The 18342-nt window shown below is 73.7% G+C and carries 10 protein-coding genes; 4 read left to right on the top strand and 6 right to left on the bottom strand.

The annotated features are described in order from the left end of the window. Position 1: 1 nt before the first annotated feature. The 3 genes from AB0C87_RS20060 to AB0C87_RS20050 form a co-directional block, all read right to left on the bottom strand. Positions 2-3439, bottom strand: a complete 3438-nt coding sequence (locus tag AB0C87_RS20060) for a DUF6603 domain-containing protein (RefSeq protein WP_360578895.1) — start codon at positions 3437-3439, stop codon at positions 2-4. Next, a complete protein-coding gene (locus AB0C87_RS20055) occupies positions 3436-7626 on the bottom strand; it encodes a peptidoglycan-binding protein (protein ID WP_360578893.1) in 4191 nt (1396 codons plus the stop codon). Before AB0C87_RS20055 ends, AB0C87_RS20060 begins: the two co-directional genes overlap by 4 nt. A gap of 228 nt (positions 7627-7854) precedes the next feature. Next, the gene (locus AB0C87_RS20050; protein ID WP_360578891.1) at positions 7855-8799 is read right to left on the bottom strand and encodes a TIGR01777 family oxidoreductase; all 945 of its coding nucleotides are present in this window, start codon (positions 8797-8799) and stop codon (positions 7855-7857) included. Between the two features lie 116 nt (positions 8800-8915). Here AB0C87_RS20050 and AB0C87_RS20045 point away from each other — a divergent pair, with 116 nt between their 5' ends. Then, positions 8916-10184 carry a PQQ-binding-like beta-propeller repeat protein gene (locus AB0C87_RS20045; protein ID WP_360578889.1) on the top strand — a complete coding sequence of 423 codons (1269 nt, stop codon included), beginning with the start codon at positions 8916-8918 and terminating at the stop codon, positions 10182-10184. Here the strand turns inward: AB0C87_RS20045 and AB0C87_RS20040 are convergent, their stop codons facing one another. Next, positions 10185-10814 carry a TetR/AcrR family transcriptional regulator gene (locus AB0C87_RS20040; RefSeq protein WP_360578887.1) on the bottom strand — a complete coding sequence of 210 codons (630 nt, stop codon included), beginning with the start codon at positions 10812-10814 and terminating at the stop codon, positions 10185-10187. A gap of 128 nt (positions 10815-10942) precedes the next feature. Between AB0C87_RS20040 and AB0C87_RS20035 the strand changes: the two genes are divergently transcribed. Beyond that, a complete protein-coding gene (locus tag AB0C87_RS20035; RefSeq protein ID WP_360578885.1) occupies positions 10943-12373 on the top strand; it encodes an MFS transporter in 1431 nt (476 codons plus the stop codon). On the opposite strand, the gene AB0C87_RS20030 is transcribed toward AB0C87_RS20035, so the two are convergent. Then, positions 12374-13771: a hypothetical protein gene (locus AB0C87_RS20030; protein ID WP_360578882.1), complete on the bottom strand. Its 1398-nt coding sequence runs from the start codon at positions 13769-13771 to the stop codon at positions 12374-12376. It lies immediately after the preceding gene. Continuing rightward, positions 13755-15512 carry a hypothetical protein gene (locus AB0C87_RS20025; protein ID WP_353834716.1) on the bottom strand — a complete coding sequence of 586 codons (1758 nt, stop codon included), beginning with the start codon at positions 15510-15512 and terminating at the stop codon, positions 13755-13757. Before AB0C87_RS20025 ends, AB0C87_RS20030 begins: the two co-directional genes overlap by 17 nt. Before the next feature lie 761 nt (positions 15513-16273). Here AB0C87_RS20025 and AB0C87_RS20020 point away from each other — a divergent pair. Both AB0C87_RS20020 and AB0C87_RS20015 read left to right on the top strand, forming a co-directional pair. Then, positions 16274-16882: a dihydrofolate reductase family protein gene (locus AB0C87_RS20020; protein ID WP_360578880.1), complete on the top strand. Its 609-nt coding sequence runs from the start codon at positions 16274-16276 to the stop codon at positions 16880-16882. Positions 16883-17044: 162 nt separating this feature from the next. After that, on the top strand, positions 17045-18334 hold the full coding sequence (locus tag AB0C87_RS20015) for a helix-turn-helix transcriptional regulator (RefSeq protein ID WP_360578878.1): 1290 nt from the start codon (positions 17045-17047) through the stop codon (positions 18332-18334). Positions 18335-18342 lie beyond the last annotated feature (8 nt).

Here is an 18342-nt window from a genome sequence, read left to right as displayed (position 1 = left end):
GTCAGGACACCTCCGAGTGGTCGATCCGGGCGGCGAGCGGCCGCGCGGCGAAGCGGGCGGAACCGGTGCTCCGCGTCCGGGCGTTCGCGGCGGGACCGTTCCCGGCGAGCGCGGCGAGCAGGGCGCCGTCGCGCGCCGCGGAGCGCCCGGCGCCGTCGCGGAGGGCGGCGCCCTCGGGCAGGGGACGGCCCGCCGCGTCCGGGTCGTCGATGACGATCCGGTCGTAGGACTCGTCGCCGCCCGCCGCGGCGAACACGGTCAGCGCGGCGTCCGGGAGGGCCGTCCCGGGCCGGGCCACGAGCCTGCGGCCCGCCTCGCGGCGCTCGGACTGCGGCCGCTCGACCATCTCCGGCATCGTCAGGTCGAAGAACTGGCCCGGCGCGTAGTAGTCGTGGATCGGGTCGCCGAGGTCGCCGGGCTCCCCGCCGAGGGTGAACGAGGTGACGTCGAAGCGGCGGGCGCCCTGGACGCGGCTGGTGCCGATGCGGTCCAGGTCCACGCCGAGCGGCAGCAGGTTCTGCCGGACGCCGAGGACGGTGCCCGGGTGCATCGCGATCTGCCCCGCGGTCGTCTCGGGAGCGGTGAGCGCGGCCATCTCCCCGCCGGTGTCCGGGGTCGTGACGTCCCAGGTCGCCGGCTGCTTGAGCGTCTCCAGCAGCAGGAGGGCCGCGTCGACGAACGCCTCCCGCTCCTTCTCGGCCGGGTCGCCGAGCTCCTTGTCGAAGCGCTTGCTGATCTCCCAGCAGAGGAGGTGGACGCTGACCTCGCCGTGCGCCCGCCAGGGGCCGGGACCGCTGATCCCGATGAGGAGGGTGAGGGCGAGCAGGGTCCGGTCGCCCCACTTCACCGACACCGTCGCGCCCAGCTCGGCCGTCACCCAGAACGGCTTGAACTGGATGGCCGCGTCCAGCCAGGCGCGGCCGTCGACGCGCAGTTCCCAGAACTCGAAGTGCAGGTTGAGCGCCCCGCCGAACTGGACGCTGTTGCTCGTGACGGCGAGATACGCCTCGACGCGCAGCAGGTCGTTGCTCTTGTTGAAGTTGATCGAGAAGCGCTTCAGCTCCGGGAAGCCCACGGGCGGGGGAAAGGCCGGGTGGAAGCCGCCGATGGAGACGGCGAAGTTCTTCTCGCCCTTCCACCGCAGCCGCAGCGCCATGTCGCCGCTGACCGGGCGGCCGAACAGCTTGGAGTCGACGAGGCTGCCGTCGAGGGACACCTCCCCCGCGTCGGGGTCGAGCGTGCCGACCACGTCGAGCTGGAACTTCCCCGCCTCCTGGAAGTTGATCAGCAGCCGGCCCAGCACGATCAGCCGGATCGGCTCCGGGAACTCGATCATGATGCCGAGGTCGGCGCGGACGACGCCGGCCAGCCACTCCAGCCGGGCCATGATCCCGACGAGGGTGCCCGTCGGGTCGGGCGGGAACATCCGCCCGAGCGTGGCGACGACCGCCGGGGCGTTGCCCACCGGATCCGCCGGGAACAGCACCGCGTCCAGGCTCCGCGAGCGGGTCGCGTTGCGCAGCTCCTCCAGGTTGGCGCGGCGGTTGAGGCCGAGGACGGCGCCGAGCCCGGTGAGGGTGATGCCGGCCGGCAGCACCAGGCCGGGGCGCCACTGGAACGACCCGGACACCAGCAGCGAGTAGCTCTCGCCCCCGTCCCGCCCGGTGAGCGGCCTCCCGTCCGCGGTTTTCGTGTTGAGGACGGCGACCGCCTGGAGGCGGAACCCGCTCGAACCGGGCGCGATGCTGCTCGCCATCCCGAACTGGAACGCGCCCGAGTACATGCCGCGCGGCTCGTCGATGGACAGGTAGCCGCCGCCGTCCACCACGCCGAGCAGCAGGTGGAGCCCGAGGCCGGACGGCGCCTTGAAGCGCGGCGCCAGGTTCGCCCGGCCGAGGTTGCCGCCGTCGGCGGGGAAGGTGAGGTCGGCGGCGACGCCGACGTCCTCGACCACCGCGGTGAGCCGGCCCAGCCGCACCGAGACGGTGGCGGTCGCCCACGCGGAGACCGCCTCGTCCACGAGGGACGCGTCGACGCCGATCCGGACGAGCTCCGGGCTCACCCCGAGCACGGTGCCGTGCACCGGGAACTCCGCGACCAGGCCGGCGGCCCCGGTGAGGTGCAGGCCGGCGCGGTGCGACCACGCCACCCCGAGCTCGAACGGGATCGACACCTTCTCGTGCGGCAGGACCCGCTTGACGAAGCCGTCGCCGTCGCCGCCCGCGAGCACGACCTCCGCCCGGCCGGCCCGCACGCCGACCTCGATGTCGTCGCGCCCGGCGCCGAGCGCGGCGCGCAGGGCGAGCACCAGCTCGCCGACCGCCAGGTGCACGCCGTCGGGCGCGCCCACCACCCAGGCCGGGCCGTCGGGCGCCGAGATCCGCGCCACCTCCGCCGCGACCCGCACCGCCGGGTCCGCGCCCGCCACCGTGACACCGCCCGGACCGAACGCGAACGCTTCGGCGGACACCTCCAGGTCGCCGCTGACGTTCCAGCCGCCGGCCCGGCCCGCCACGTGCGCCGCCAGCCGCGGGACGACGACCAGGGCCGGCCTTCCGTCGATGAGGCCGAGGCCGAAGCTCGCCCCGAGCTCCACCTCGTCCCCGCCGTCCGCGTCCGGGATCCGGGCGCGCACCGACAGCAGGTGACCGGCGAGCCGCGCGCCGTCCGGCCCGAGGTCGGGGCCGACGCCGGGCCGGACGCCGCAGGCGGCGTCCAGGCCGAGACCGCGCAGCAGCTCCGCCGCCCTGGGGAGGATGCGGGCCGCGGCCCGGTCGACCGCCTCCGGCGTGTCCAGTCCGTCCGGCACGTACAGCGCCCGGAAGTACGCGCCGGGGTCGGACAGCAGGTCGATCAGCCGGTCCGGGTGGACCTCGGTCCGGCGCCGCGGCAGCCGGATCGGGTTGTCCCCGGGCGGCATCGGCGGACCGGGCTCGGCCTGGTCCGCCGCCGGGGTCACGATCCCCAGCAGCACGGCGGCCGGCAGCGTCCAGCGGGCGCGGCGCGCGAGGTAGGCGGCCGGGAGATGGTTCAGCAGGTCGCCGAGCATGGCGTCGAACAGCGCGTCCGGCACCTCGCCGCCGACCTTGGGCGGCAGGGCCTTCAGCGGCCCGGCGGCCTCGCCGAGCTTCTGGAACGCCTTGATCAGCCCGCCGAGCGAGTCGCGCGGCAGTTCGGCGGCGGCCTCGGCCATGTCCTTGACCGCGCGGTCGATCCCGTCCGCCCACTCCTGGAAGGCCTGCGAGTCGTAGCCGATCAGCGGGCCCAGGTCCCAGCCCAGCGCGCGCAGCAGATGGTTGCGCCGCCACGGGTCGGCCGCCGACCGCGCCGGCTCCACGAAGAGGGCGAACTCGGTGAGGATCTGGGCGAGGACGCCGCGCTCGGGGTCCCCGGACACCGCCGTGGCGCTGTCCGCTGCCGGGTCCGTCTTGTCCGTCACGGCTGCCTCCTGGGCAGATCGTCGGTGTCCAGGCGCAGGGAGCGGCGCAGTCCGGACAGGTTCCGCTCGGCGGGAGGCAGTGCTTCGATCGGCAGGGTGTAGGGGGTTCCGGTGGGCCAGGAGGGCCAGTTCCGCACCGAATCGACCGGTGCCGCGAGCGCGGCGCGCGTCGCCGTCGCGCGTGCCAGCGCGGCGATCAGCGCGGTCTCGTGGTCGTCGGTCCAGTCGTGGGCCGGACCGGAGAAGTCCGGGCCGGTCGCCTTCGCGGCCTCCAGCACCTGGTGCAGGGGCGTCGCGGCCCGTCCCGCGAACCGGCTCTCGGGCGGCTCGGCCGCGCCCGGGTCGGCCGCCGACAGGACGAACCCGGGTTCGAGCAGGTGCGCGCAGCCGAGCATCCCCGCCGCCCGCTCGGAGGTGAACAGGTCCCCCACCCGCGCCGGGCGCGGGTTGCCGTCGGCGCCGCGCACGTACTGCACGGTCGAGGGCGCCGCCGGGCCGTCCCACGGCGCGGCGAGCAGGTCGTGCAGCCGCTGCCGCGCCGCCTTCCAGAAACCGCGGCGGACCGCGGCGTCCGTCCGGGTCGCGGTGACGAACCGGTGGATCCAGTGCCAGTCGCGGAACACGCCCAGCGTGAACGCGTGGGTCAGCGGCGCGCCCGGCCTGCCGTTCTCCGCGGTGAGCGTCGGGCGCGACCTCGGCACCCGCAGCCCCGTGTCGAGCAGCCCGGCGCCGTCGGCCCCCCAGCCGGGCAGCGGGACGAGCCCGCCGCCGCCCGTCAGCGAGTCGAACGCGTCGCGGTCGGTGGCGCGCAGGAAGGCCAGGTAGGCCCACAGCTCCCCCGACCACTCCCGCTGCTGCCGCACGGTCGTGGTGGGCGGGAACGGTCCGTCGCCCGCCCAGCCGAACGGCCCGAGGCGCAGCAGCGCGGCGTCGTTGGCGGTGACGGCGTCGAACCAGGCCCCGGCCGTCGCCTCGGCGACGCCCCGCAGCACCTTGAACGTCGACAGCTGCTTCGCCACGTGCTCGTCGGACCGGCCGGCGACGAGCTGCGGCAGCGTCGGCCCGGACGGCCCGTCCGGCAGCCGCGGCAGCAGGTGCTCGGGCAGCAGCTCCGAACGTCCCGGCGCCACCGGCCCCGCCCCCTCCGGATAGGACGGGTCGACGGCGACCGCGCCGAGCGGCGTCAGCTCCGGATGGCCGGGCGGCGCCGGGCCGACGGCGGCGCCGGCGACGTCCCGCGCGAACAGGGTGGTGGACGCCGAGGCCTGCCCCGCCCCCCACACGTTGGCGTCGACCAGCTCGACCAGGGTCGTCCCGGCCGTCCGCCAGCCCTCGACCACCACCGGGCAGCGCCACCGGTTCCGCTTCCACCTCGCGATCGCGAGCTGGGTGGGCAGGTCGGCGACCCCGCTCGCCGGGCCGACGTACCGGTCGGCGTCCGGCACGTCCACCGGCTCCAGGCGGTCGGAGTAGCGGACGGCGGCGACGCCCGTGTCGCGGGCCGCGCGGGCGCGCCGCGCGTAGGTCTGGAACTCCCGCACCATGCGGACGGTGTCGGTGTCGTAGGTCCCGTAGCGGGGCGGCGGGGCCCCGAAGCCGAGTTCGGCCAGGTCCTTCTGCAGCCGCTCCACGGCCGTCCCGGCGGAGACGGAGGCGGGGCGGCGCAGCCCGTCGTAGACGGCCTCGTCGCCGCCGCGCGCGTCGTGGTCGTACTCCCGCAGCACGAAGCCGTAGGGGATGTCCTCGGTGAGGGACGGACCGAACTCCATGCCGACCTCGAACGTCGTCAGCGGGCCCGGCTCCGGCCGGTCGTCGAGATGCCACCAGAGGATCTGCGTGGCCTTCTTGGCCTCCCCGTCCCCCCACGAGAAGCGCAGCTCCCCGAGGTTGCAGTAGCCGACGATCTCCTTGCCGCTGCCCCAGTCGCCGAGGTAGCCGTCGAAGTCGCGGGACGCCGCCAGGTACTCGGCCAGCGCCTCCGGCCCGGTCCTGCCAATCGGGTCGCCCACCGGGACCGGCGTCCCGGCGGGCCGCCGCGGATCGTCCTCCACGTGCCGGACGAACCGGGAGGCCAGCCGCCATTCGGGCTTGACGGTCAACATCCGTCCCGGGGTCAGCTCCCCCACCGACGGCTTGCCCTGCACCGACCAGCCGACCGGGTCGCCGCCCGTCAGCGGCACCTCGACGCCCACCTGCCGGCGCGCCCCGCCGCGGTCCTCGGCGGCCCAGCCGACGTAGTGCAGGTGCGGGACGTCGTCGCCGACCTCGAACCCCGTCCAGTTGAGCAGCGTGGTCTTGAAGTCCTGGTTGCGCAGCGCGCTCGCCACGAACGTGGCCAGCACCGCCTCGGTCCGGTTCTCCCCCTCGAACGGCTTGCTCCGGTCGGGGCCGCAGGCGTACGGGAGCACCGCCGAGAACCGCGTCCGCTCCGCGAAGCCGTAGTGGACGTCCCCTCCGAGCAGGACGAGGCGGCGCCGCCGCACCCCGTCCTCGCCGGGCGGCGCCGCGGCGCAGAGCCGGCCGATCGTCTTGTGCATCGACGCGTCGTCGTGGAACCAGGCGTCCTCCGCGTCGGCCTCGTACCGGCCGCCGACGGCCTTGGCGAGCGGCTGCACGATCTGCTCGACGACCGGCACCCCGAGGAACGCGGTCGGCTGCGCCACGATCGTCACCGCGTCGTCGCCGAGCGGCGGCTCCGCGGCCAGCATCGCCTCCATCGGGCCGTCGTCGTACAGCAGCACGCCCCGCTGGCCGAAGTACCGGCGCCAGGTCCGGGTGTCCAGGACGACGAGCTGGTACCGCGGCCACGTGATCGTGTAGTGGTACGCCAGCATGTCCGCCGCGGGCGGCTTCACCTGGACGCCGTACTTCAGCTCCAGGGGCAGCCCGAGGGCGGTGCGCAGCGCCGCGTCGTCCGCGGCGCCGGGCGCGGCCAGCCACCGCTCCAGGGCCCCGAGCACCGCCCGGCCCGGCCGCCCGTCCGCGAACCGGTCGGGCGTGTTGCCCCACCCCTGGAACACCGAGTAGGCGGCCAGCGCGTTGCGCACCATCCGCCGGCCGAGCCCGTCGGCGATGACGGCCCTGGTGATCCAGTCGGTGCCGATGTTCCAGTCGTCGGAGACGTCGTGGTCATCGAAGATCATGTACGTCGGGGTGTGGGCCAGCGCCCGGCGGACCAGGCCGAGCCCCTCGCGGAACTCCTCCAGCCGCGGCGCGGCCTCCCGCCACCGGACGAACCGTTCGGCGATCGCCTTCTGGTGCTTGAACGGCCGGTACGGCAGCCCCCGCACGATCAGGCTGTGGACGTCCTCGCCGGGCCTGCGCCGCGCCGGGTCCTTCAGGACCGCGGTGTCCTCGGGGAAGACGTCCTCGAACCGCGGGACGGTCTCGTCCCAGAGCACGTCCGACCAGACCAGCAGGTACATCCCGGCGTACTCGCGGAACGACATCAGGTGGCTGTCGCAGTGGCCGGAGGTGAAGTGCGCCTGCCCGTGCACCACGTCGGCGCGCAGCCCGGGACGCAGCGCCGTGTCGGCCGGGCCGCCGTCCGCCGGCAGGGTCTCGGCGGCCATCCCCAGCCGCGCGGTGACCTGCTGGATCATCACCAGCAGCGGGTCCGCCACGTCGTCGGCGTAGATCTGGTCCCCGGTCATGATCATCTGCTGGGGCCGCAGGCGCGGGTCCCCGACGTTCACGCGCACGACGTGGTCGAGCGACGGCAGCAGGTCGTACCCCTCGCCGTGGGGCTTGCGGCACGACCCGTGGAAGACGCGCAGGTCGTTCGGATCGTCCGGCGGCGTCGGGAAGGTCGGGTAACCGGGACCGTCCGGGTAGGTGAGCGCCCGCGCCGCCTCGGCCGGGTCGGCGTGCACGACGCCCGCGGCGAACAGGCTCCCCCGGTCGCCGCCGAAGTCGAGGTCGTAGCCGTACAGCCGCCCCCCGGCCAGGGTGCCCTGCACCGTCACCGCCACGACGTGGAGGGACTCTCCTAACCGGACCGTCGGCGCCGCGGCCGACATCTCCGGCGCGCCTCTCGGGTACTCCGACCCGTCCCCGACCGGGAACACCTTGAGCGTCGCCTGGCAGCGTTCCCGCACGCCGACGACGACGGTGACGCTCGTCCGGTCGACCCGCCGGACCATCGGCCCGAACAGTACGAACGGCGTCGTGGAAGCGGTCCTGCCCAACTGTGGCCCCCTCACATGCGCAGGGGAGCCTCGCCACGAGAAAGACCGGGTTCCCACACCCGCCCGCCCGGCCGCCGCCGATCACAACGGACTCCCCCTGAAGTCCGCCCGCCCGGCAGAACGCCTCAAGGGCGCCGTCCGGAACGAACGCCCCAACCCTGCCGCCGGCACCCACCCCCGAACATCCCTGACCTCAGGTATCTCCACGGCGGCATTGCCGGGCGGCGGTTACCGCGAGTCGCGTACGCGTTGCACTAGGTCTTCGGCGGCTGTTCGCCAGTGGGGGTGGTCGAAGGTGAAGCCTGATTCGAGGAGGCGGCCGGGGACTACGCGGCGGCTTTTCAGGAGGAGTTCGGTGTCCGTGCGCAGGGCGAGCGCTCCTAGTTCGGCCATCCATCTCGTTGCGGGCAGGCCTACCGGGACACCCCACGCGGTGCGCAGTGTCCGCATCAGGGAGCGCTGCGGCAGGGGGCCGGGGGCGGCGAGGTTCACCGGGCCGGCGATGTCGTCCCTGGCGATCAGGAACTCCACCGCGCGGACGAAATCCCGGTCGTGGATCCAGGACACGTACTGCGCGCCGCCCGCGACCGGGCCGCCGAGGCCGAGCCTGGCCAGCCAGAGCAGGTAGTCGAAGACCCCGCCGCGATCGGGGCTCATCACCATGGCGGTACGCAGGGCGACCTTGCGGGTGGACGGCGTCTCGGCCTGGCGCTGCGCCCGCTCCCACTCCTTGGCGATCCTCACGCTGTAGGCCCAGTAGCCGGGGACGCCGGGCTCGGTGCCGCCGATCACCCCGGTCGCCTCGTCGTTGGGCGCGTCGAAGCGGTGGGCGTAGACGGTGGCGGTGCTCATCTGGAGCCAGACCGAGGGAGGCTTCGCGGCCCCGGCGATCGCCGCGCCGACCACCCGGGTGGAGCGCACCCGTGAATCCATCATCGCCTGAAGGGTGGCCGGCGTGTAACGGCAGCTCACGCTGCGCCCGGCGAGGTTGATCACGACGTCGCCACCGTCGATCGCCTCGGTCCAGGGGCCGAGCGTCTCGCCGTCCCAGCCGACCTCGTGGGCGTGCGCCGGGCGCCTGGTCAGGACCACGACGTCATGGCCGGCGGCGGACAGCGCACGGTTCAGGACCGCGCCCACCTGCCCGGTCCCGCCGGGCATCACGATTCTCATCTGCTCTCCCCCGCCTCGCGACACGAGCCCCACTCATTTGAACACGTTCAATACTCGGCCGCAAGAAGATCCGGGGGCCGATGGCGGGCGGAAGGCCGGGCCGGGATGATGTCGGGATGATCCGCTCCCGGCTCGGTGCCGCTCTCGTGCTCCTGGTGTCCGCGGCGGGGGCCGGCTGCTCCAGTGCCTCGCCGGACCTTCCGTCGCGCGAGGGCCCGCCCGCGGCCTGGTCGCTGTCCGTGCCGACCGGCGAGAACACCACGGCGGTCGTCGGGCGGGTCGCGGTGATCGCCAACGACCGGGCGGTGCTCGGCGTCGACCCCGGGTCCGGCCGGGAGCTGTGGCGGGTGCCCTCCGGCGAGGACGACGAGGTCGACGTGGCAGGCGACCTGATCGTCCAGCGGCGGAAGAGCTCCACGGACGACCTGGTCCGGTTCAGCGTCATCGACCCGGCGAGCGGCGGAACGCTCTGGCAGGACGGCCCGGTCACGAAGGCGCGGGTCACGCGGGACGCCGTCCTCACCACCGCCTGCCGCGAGGGGGCCGACTGCGAGATCACCCGGAGGGATCTGCGCACCGGGAAGGTCCGCTGGAGGCTCGGGAGCGACGACGTCCGGTTGGCCGACACGGCGGTCGGGGTGCGGCGGCCGCTCGTCCCGGACACCGATCAGATCTTCGCCTCCCGCCGCGGCGACGACCGGCCCCTGCCCCCGCCGGGAGGGAAGAGCGCCGACGGGAGCGGCTGGTACTCGGTGGTGGTCGGACGGACGCTGATCAGCACGGACCACGACCCGCCGTCCGGCGACGAGAACTGCACGGTCACCGTCTCGGCGACCGACGCGGCGACCGCTCACCGCGCATGGACGAGCAAGGTCTACGCGGGTCGCGACGCGGGCGGCGAGTGCGGGAAGCGGCTCGCGCCGTCCAGCACCGGCCTCGACCTGATCGGCGAGGGGCGCCGGATCGCCGCGTCCACCGACACCGGCAGGCCGCAGGTCTTCGATCTCGCCTCGGGACGGACGGTCTGGCGCGGCGAGGCCCCGGGCGTCCCGATCGACGGCGACGGGCACGCGCTCCTGGTCCGCGAGCACGCGGACGCCGGCGCCCTCTCGCTGCTGGACTTCGCCACCGGCCGCGTCCTGTGGAAGGCCCCCGATCCCGGCCTGCCGGGGACGTCCGCCAGCTGGGAGACCGCCGTCACGCAGCGGCGCGTCGCCGTCAGCGGAGCCGAGGGCGACCACCCGTTCGTCCTCGTCTACGACGCGGCCACGGGCCGTCGCCTCGGCCGCTTCCCCGGCTGGCTGCAAGGGCTCGGGGACGACTGGGCGGCGATAGGCCACGGCGCCAAGGTGAACACGCTCACCTACGACTTCATCCGCGTCTGACTACCTGCCGGCGGCGTCCCCCGGGTCGGCGCCCAGGGCGCCCAGCAGGGTGCGCACGAGGGCCTCGCCGGCCTCGACCCGGTCGAAGCGCTGCGCGGAGACCTCTTCCATCGCGGCGTGCAGCAGCGCGTAGACGGTGCTGACGAGCCATTCCACGGGAAGGTCGGCGCGGAAGTCCCCGGCGTCCCTCCCCTGGACGATCAGCTCGCGGACGTGCGCCATCGGCGGGTCGTGCAGTCGCCGGACCTCCTCGGCCGGGAGTGTCCGGCGCGCGGCGTTGTACAGGCGGCCGAAACGGCCGATGAGCGGCCAGGTCGTGCGGATGAGGTGGGCGAAGGCGTCGGCGGGCGACCCGGTGCTCCGCGCGCCCTCGATGGTCTCCGTGCTCTGGTCGATCGCCCGCCGGAGGACGGCCCGGATGACGTCCTCCCTGGACGGGTAGTGCGCGTAGAGGGTGACCCGGCCGACGCCGGCGGCGCGGGCGATGTCGGTCATGCTCGCGTCCGGCTCGCGGGCGAACAGGTCCGTCGCGGCCGTGATGATGGCGGCGCTGTTGCGTTCGGCGTCCGCGCGGCGACGTCCGCCGGTCTCCGGTTCCGCCTTCGCTCGGCCGCCCGTCCTGCCTCCCATGGCCGACACCCTACGTCAAGTCGAACGCCGCTGTTCACTTTATGCCTCGCGCCGGTATACGTTAACCCGAACACTAATGTTCGGTTTATCGGCGACGCTCCGGTGTCCGCCGGGCTGGGAGGCCCCTCATGGCTCACGGTTCGTCCACCCGCGACCACACCGCGGCGCCACCGGATCCGCGCCGCTGGACGGCGCTCGCGCTGATCAGCGTGGCGCAGTTCATGCTGATCCTGGACGTCACGGTGGTGAACGTGGCGCTCCCCGACATCGGCGCCGACCTGGAGCTCACCCGCACCGGCCTGACGTGGGCGGTCACGGCCTACACGCTGTTCTTCGGAGGCCTGATGCTGCTCGGCGGACGGCTCGCCGACGCCTTCGGCGCCCGGCGCATGATGCTGGCCGGCCTGTCCGTCTTCACCGCCGCCTCCCTCGCCACCGGCCTCGCCCAGAGCGGGACGCTGCTGCTCGGCGGCCGGATCGCGCAGGGCGTCGGCGCGGCGCTGCTGTCCCCGGCGGCGCTGTCCACCGTCGCCACCACCTTCCACGGCCCCGAACGCCACAAGGCCCTCGGCATCTGGGGTGCGCTCGGAGGAGCCGGCTTCGCCGCGGGCGTGCTGCTGGGCGGCGTCCTCACCGCCGGCCCCGGCTGGCGCTGGGTGTTCTTCGTCAACGTCCCCGTCGGGCTCGCCCTGCTGGGCACGCTGCCGGCGGTGGTGCGCGGCCGCTCCGGCCGTCCCTCCGGGCAGCGGCTCGACCTGCTCGGCGCCGGCACGGTCACCGCCGCGACGGCCGCGTTCATCTACGGGATGACCAACGCCGGCGACGACGGCTGGTCCGGCTCCGGCACCCTCGTCCCGCTGGCCGCCGCCGTCCTGCTGTACGGCGCCTTCGGCTGGATCGAGCGCGCGGCGAGGACCCCGCTGATGCACGTGACCATGCTGGCCCGCCGTCCCGTGGCCGCCGGAGCCTTCCTCATGCTCGTCGCCTCCGGGCTGCTCATCTCCCTGTTCTTCCTCGGATCCCAGTACCTGCAGCACGCGCGCGGCATCAGCGCTCTGGAGACGGGCCTGCTGTTCCTGCCCGCCGCGCTCGGGACCGGCGTCGGAGCGCATGTCGGCGGACGGCTCGTGGGTTCCGCCGGCACTCGTCCCGTCGCCGCGGCGGGCCTGGCCCTGGTCGCCGCCGGCGCCGGCCTGCTGACCGGCCTGCCGGCGGACGGCGGAGTCGGCCTGGAGCTGCTCCCGGGCCTGGTGATCGCGGCCGCGGGCGTGGGGCCGGTGTTCGTCGCGGCGAGCGCCTCCGCCCTGGCCCACGTCGAGCACTCGGAGGCCGGCCTCGCCTCCGGCGTGGTCAACACCTTCCACGAACTGGGCGCGGCGATCGGCGTGGCGGTGGCGTCCACCGTCGCCGCGGCGGGCCTCGCGGACGTCCCTTCCATCGACGGCTTCACCACCGCGTTCACCGTGTTCGCCGTCGCCGCGGCGGCCGCCGCCGTCGTGTCCCTCTGGCTGGTACCGCCGGGCAAGCCGCGGATGACCGGGGGCCCGCACGCCCACTAGCTAGGTCAGGGGGCCGGTGGCGACGGTGATGGTGCCGCCGGGGAGCCAGCTGGTGCCGGTGTGCGCGTGTTGCGCCGGGGCTCTCGACGGCATGAACGTGACGAGGGAGGCCGCGTACAGGCGGGGCGGGCCGTCCGTTCCCTCGGGGCCGCGCCAGGCCCGGTAGCCGGCGGCGGTGGGCGTCTCGTCCGGAAAGCGGGCCCTCAGCTCGGCGGCGTAGCGGAGCGGGTCCGGGTCGCGCGGAGAGAAGCGCAGCGGGAGCATCTGGGCGGCCGGGATGGCCAGCAGCGGCGCGCTGAGCAGCCAGGGCGCCAGGTAGGCGCCCTGGCCGCGCAGGGTTCCCCGCGCCATCCGGCGGAGGACCGCGTCCGCGCTCGACCAGCCCGGGACGAGGATGACCGGACGGTCCGCGCCCGCGGCCGTGACCGTCAGCCCGGCCCGCGCGCTCGCCTCCCGGACGACCAGCGCCGCGGCCCGCGACCGGGGCGACCCGTCCCCGACCAGGTGGACGGAACGCACGCCGCGGCCGGCGAGGAACCCGACCGTCGCGCGGAGGGCCGCGGCGTCGGCGACGTCGAGCCGGTCGGCGGGGCACGGCACGGCCGTGTCGCCGCCCGCGACGAGGACGCCGAGGGCGGCGCTCGCGCATTCCGGGCCGTCCGTGCGGAGTCGCGGCGACGCGGCCGGGCCCTGCCCGGTGTCGACCGCGAGGGAGGTCGTCCGGCCGCCGGCCGCCAGGCGGATCCTGCTGCGGCCGGGCGGGAGCCACACCTGCCGCCAGGTTCCCGGCGCGCCCGGCATGCGCGCCGTGGCGCCCGCCGGGCCGCGGGACGTCCCCACCGAGACCGGACGGTCGCCGGTGTGGACGAGGTTCCAGCCGGGACGCTGCGGGGTCACCAGGATCGGCAGGCGCTCCCCGGCCAGGTCGACCTCGCGCAACAGCGGAACGCCGGGGGCGACCCGGTCCCGGACGACCGTGAGCGACCCGCCCACGGTGAGCACCGCGAGCGCGGCGGCCAGCACCGTGCCCGACGCGACGGAGCGCCGGGGGTGCCGGAGCGCGCGGGGCGTCGCGAGCGCCACCGCGCCGAGCGCCAGGGCCACGAGCACCCGGTCCACGGCCACCAGGTATCCGACCGCGGCCACGGCCGCGACGACCGAGACCAGCACCGTGACGCGGCGGGACGGCGGGCCGACGCGCGGCCGGAGCAGCGCGGCGCCCGCCACGACGGCGGTCGCGAGCAGCGCGACGACACGGATCGCCGTGGTCGCCCAGCCGCCGTCCGGCACCGCGCCGTGCCCGCCGTGTCCGCCGTCCGCCCACGCCGGGGAGGCGAGGAGCGGCAGCAGCGCCGCCGTCCCCGCCGCCACCCGCCGGACGTCAGCGGACGTCGGCATCGGAGACCGCGAACAGGACGCCGTGCGGCCGGGCGTCGCCGGTCTCGCCGTGCGGCCACGCGGCCCGGTTGAACTCCACGCACGGGCGGCCGGTGTTCTCGTCCTTGAAGCCGCGGTCGATGGAGAGCTGCTGCCGCGGGGAGATGTTCACCATGCAGACGCGGTGGTCTCCGTCGAACGGCGACGCGGCGACGAAGTAGTTCGCCATGACGAGCCGCGTCGGCTGCCGCGTCTCCTGGTAGTAGCCGCCGGGCCCCTGCCGGAAGTTGTCCAGCGCCGCCCAGTGCGGGCCGCCGGTCGTCGGGTCCTCGACGGGCAGGACGCTCACCAGGGACGGGCAGTCGGGCTCGGCGCCGCCGCGCGTGACCTCCTCCATGGTGTCGATGTTGCACCGCGCCTGCTTGCCCGCGCCGACGAGCTTGCGGATGTCCAGCACGTACACCATGCCGGTGTCCTTGCCGCCGGACGACTCGTCGCCCCGGCGCATGACGACGTGGTACAGGTAGCGGTCGTCCGCGCTGGTCTGCAGCCAGGAGCCGCCGTCCATGCCGACGCGGTTGTCCAGCTCGGGGGCGAGCCTGGTGAAGGCGGTCGTGTCGTCGAAGACCTCGCGCCACGTCGGCTTCGGGTCGGTGATGTCGGGGGTGTAGTAGATGGACGCCCCGCCCATCGTCGAGACGAACCCGCCCCGGTGGTGGCGCTCGTTGGTGAGCGCCGTCTCCATCACCACGCGCGGCTCCTCCTCGATGAGGAACGGTTCCTTGCGCGGGCCGTCCGGCAGGTGGGAGACCGACAGCAGCCTGGGCCGGTCGCGTTGCGCGATGTCGTAGATCCGCACGGTGTCGCGGGCGATGTAGAAGTCGGCGGACGGGATCAGCATCAGGCTCCGCACCTCGGCGAAGTCGCTGGTGACCAGCCGGTTCAGGTCCTCGCGCACCCGGATGCCGTGCGGGTTCGCGCAGGTAGGCGGGTCCACCTGCGGGATGCTGTGGCAGGTGTCGGGCTCGGCGGCCTCCGTCGCCGCCGGGTACTCGACCCGCACCCGGCCGCTCTGGTCGATCCGGAGCACCTCGCCCGGGGTGCCGGCCGCGCCGTTGCCCGTCCTGACCTCACCGTGCGTGTACGTGCACGGCCCGGGGACGTTGGGACCGCCCATGTAGGCGCCGTAGACGGTGCCGTCCTTCAGGGTCGTGAAGGCGTCCGGGGCCGTGCCGCAGGGGGTGTCCGTCGCGGTGACGACGCCGCTGAGCTTGATCTGGGGAAGCCTCGCGACGTCGAACACGTAGGTCGTGTCGCTGAGCAGCCCGCCGGCGTAGACCTTGTCGCCCTTGTGCCACACGTACTGCATGTGGTGCGGCTCGTTCTGCAGCAGCGGGCCGATGGTCGCGGTGTTGACGACCTTGCCGTAGTCGCGGGAGCCCTTCGTCGCGTCGATCACGGCGAGGAAGTCGGGGTCGGCGGAGCCCTCGACGTCGGACTTCCGGTGGGCGGCGTGGCCCGCGGCGCCCACCGGGCCGCCCGGGACGCTCGCGTCGCCCGTCCAGACCAGCAGCCATTCCTTCCGGTGGCCCTGGCCGTTCGTCCGGACGATGTGGTTCGTGACGGTGTAGGTGGTGCCGTCGCGCCCCTTGACGCTGGAGGTGCTGACGACCACGTCGCCGGCTCCGGCGTCCGCCCCTGCCACGGGCTGGAACGCGACCAGGCAGGCGGCCGCCGCCGCCAGCGCGATGAGAACGATCAACCTTCGGCGCAGTTTCGAGAACGGTTCAATGCCGACCATGGGCTTGTCCCCCGTGTTTCCGCAGGCGGGATCGCCGATCGGCGTCAATTTACTATACTAATTACTAGCTATCCAGAGTCGGACGCGCGGCACGCCGACCCCGGGACGGAAGGGCGCGCGGATTGCGTCCCGGCCGCCCGCGGGCCTCTGGACATGAAGGATTTCCGCGTCCGGGCCCATCGTTCCGCAACGGTGTTGCCGGCGGTTCGGCCGCCCCTCCGCCAAGCCACGGCTTCACGCGTTCCGCCGCGCACGGCCAGGGAGCTCACCTCGAACTCCGCAGGCAGACGGCTCCTACAGACCCGCTGGTCAGCGCATACATGGTCGCGCCGACCGCCGTCCGGCGGCCCGCCCGGCGATTCCACCATCCCACCGACGCGGAGTGAACTCATAAGTCAATGTCCCGCCGCGTTCTCGGCGCCCACCGCCGCGCAACATCCGGAAACCCGGCCACCGATCGCGCCGCGCCTCCCCGCCATTCCCCATAAGAACTGCTCCCGGCACGCGACTTTGCTACAAAATCTGCTAGCTGACCGAATCCGGCCGCCGTCCGAGGTTTGGGTTAAGCGCTTCGACGGATGCGCGGGTCGGGCGTCCCGCTCGGCGGCGCGACCCGGGGCGCCGTCGATTCCAGGGGCGCTGTCGATTCCGGGGGCGGGCGTTCGTGTAGAGGGTGACGGGCCCCGACCGGGCGGCCCGCACTACAAGGAAGGACCGGGCCGATGCGTTCGATCAGCGTCACGATGTTCGTCTCCCTCGATGGGGTGGTCCAGGGCCTGGGACGCCCGGACGAGGACACCCGCGGCGGGTTCGCCCACGGCGGCTGGGGCCCGCAGTACAACGACGAGGTGATGGGCCACGAGATGGCCAAGGGGATGGCCAACGCCGGAGACATGCTGTTCGGGCGCCGGACGTGGGAGGACTTCCTCAACGCGTGGGGCCGCGCCACCGACGGCAACCCGTTCAGCACGCGCATGAACGCGGCCACGAAGTACGTGGTGTCGAAGACGCTGGACGACGCGGACGCGTGGGAGAACTCGATCCTCCTGCGCGGCGAGGCCGTCGAGACGGTGGAGGAACTGAAGGCCCGGCCGGGCGGGAACCTCGCGATCAACGGCAGCGCCTCGCTGGTCCGGAGCCTGCACGCCGCCGGCCTGATCGACCACTACACGCTGCTGATCCACCCGCTGACCCTGGGCTCCGGCAAGCGCCTCTTCGAGGGCCCCGCCCCGCTGACCGAGTTCGACCTCACCGGCAGCGTCACCACCCCCAAGGGCGTCATCATCGCCCACTACACCCGCCGCCGCCCCCTCTCCGGCCAGCCGGAGTAGCAAGAATGTCACTCAATGCGTTCATCGACAAACGCCGCGATCTGCTGTTGCCTCCATAGAGGAAACGGGAAACACCGGGAGCCACTTGTCGGGCCTGCCTCGTTTCCCGCAGTCTTACCGGAGGTGGCTCCCGGACCCCGGACGGCAGTGATGGAGGGCGAAATGGTCCAGCAAGCCACCACATTCGGAGAGGAACTTCGACGGAGACGGCTGGCGGCCGGCTTCAGCCTCACCGGCCTGGCACAGCGGGTTCACTACAGCAAGAGCCAGCTCAGCAAGGTAGAACGGGGCCTCAAGGGCCCCAGCCGGGAGCTGGCCCGCCTCTGCGACGCCGCGCTCGGTGCAGCAGGGACGCTCGTCGCCCTGTGTCAGGAGAACCGCTCCAGGGACCAGATCACCGCAGAAACAAGTGCTGACGAGGAGGTGTGGATAATGCAGTTGTCACCGGACGGCCAGAGTCGGTTTCATCCGATAAGTCGGCGACAAGCGGTCATGGCAGGCGCCGCATCGGTCGCGGGGATGCGCATTGGCATCCCCGCCGCTCATACCGCAAAAGAGGACACTTCTCTTCTCGGATCGTATCGATCTCTATTTGATCAGTATCGGCAACTCGGTCAGGCCTCCAACGCCGGGCTCCTGGTGCCCGTCCTCATAGCCCAGACCCATGCTCTCCAGGAGCTGTCCCGCCAAGTGGGGGCAAGGACGCGTCAGGGATTGCTGCGGCTCGGATCCCGCTACGCCGAGTACATCGGCTGGCTGGTGCAGGAGAGCGGCGACGACGCCGGTGCTCTGTGGTGGACCCGGCGTGCCGTCGAGCTTGCCGACGCCAGCGGCGATCACAATCTCGCCGCGTATGCGTTGGTCCGCCGCGCACTCGTCACCCTCTACCGTGACGACGCCGAGCAGACGATCGGGTTGGCCCGGCGGGCGCAGACAGGCGGAGGACCACCCAGGATCCGCGGGCTGGCCGCGCAGCGGGAAGCCCAGGGACACGCGCTGGCCGGTGACTACGACTCGTGCATGCGGTGCCTGGAGCAGGCGCGCACGCTGCTCGCCCAGCATGCCGAGAGCGTGGAGTCACCGGTCATCGGCACGACGAATCTTCCGGATCCGGCCGAGATGGTCCGCGGCTGGTGCCTCTATGACCTGGGCCGGCCCGGCGCGGCCGCCCAGGTCATCGAGACCCAACTGGCGCAGTTGCCCGAGCGGGCCGTGCGCACGCGAGTCCGCTTCGGCGTCCGCGGCGCGCTGTCTCATGCCGCGGACGGTGAGATCGACCAGGCTTGCCTGCTGACCCGTGGACTGTTGAGGGACATCACCACGATCAGCTCGGCGACGGTCTCCGCCGACCTTCGTGCCCTGGCACGGACTCTTTCGCGTCACCCGAAGAACCCATCTGCGAGCGAGCTGCTGCCCGGACTCGGGACGGCGCTCAGAGCCGCTGCTCCGTAGTGAGGAGA

This window comes from Actinomadura sp. NPDC048021 (genome assembly GCF_040653135.1).
Classification (GTDB): domain Bacteria; phylum Actinomycetota; class Actinomycetes; order Streptosporangiales; family Streptosporangiaceae; genus Spirillospora; species Spirillospora verrucosospora.
The sequence above is the reverse complement of the archived record's forward strand: the minus strand, read 5'-3'. Positions and strand labels throughout refer to the sequence as shown.

Bases quoted from the DNA above. Each gene is read 5' to 3' on its own strand.
- AB0C87_RS20050 (WP_360578891.1), bottom strand. From the start codon at position 8,799: ATGAGAATCGTGATGCCCGGCGGGACCGGGCAGGTGGGCGCGGTCCTG.
- AB0C87_RS20045 (WP_360578889.1), top strand. From the start codon at position 8,916: ATGATCCGCTCCCGGCTCGGTGCCGCTCTCGTGCTCCTGGTGTCCGCG.
- AB0C87_RS20035 (WP_360578885.1), top strand. From the start codon at position 10,943: ATGGCTCACGGTTCGTCCACCCGCGACCACACCGCGGCGCCACCGGAT.
- AB0C87_RS20030 (WP_360578882.1), bottom strand. From the start codon at position 13,771: ATGCCGACGTCCGCTGACGTCCGGCGGGTGGCGGCGGGGACGGCGGCG.
- AB0C87_RS20020 (WP_360578880.1), top strand. From the start codon at position 16,274: ATGCGTTCGATCAGCGTCACGATGTTCGTCTCCCTCGATGGGGTGGTC.
- AB0C87_RS20015 (WP_360578878.1), top strand. From the start codon at position 17,045: ATGGTCCAGCAAGCCACCACATTCGGAGAGGAACTTCGACGGAGACGG.
- AB0C87_RS20040 (WP_360578887.1), bottom strand. From the start codon at position 10,814: ATGGGAGGCAGGACGGGCGGCCGAGCGAAGGCGGAACCGGAGACCGGC.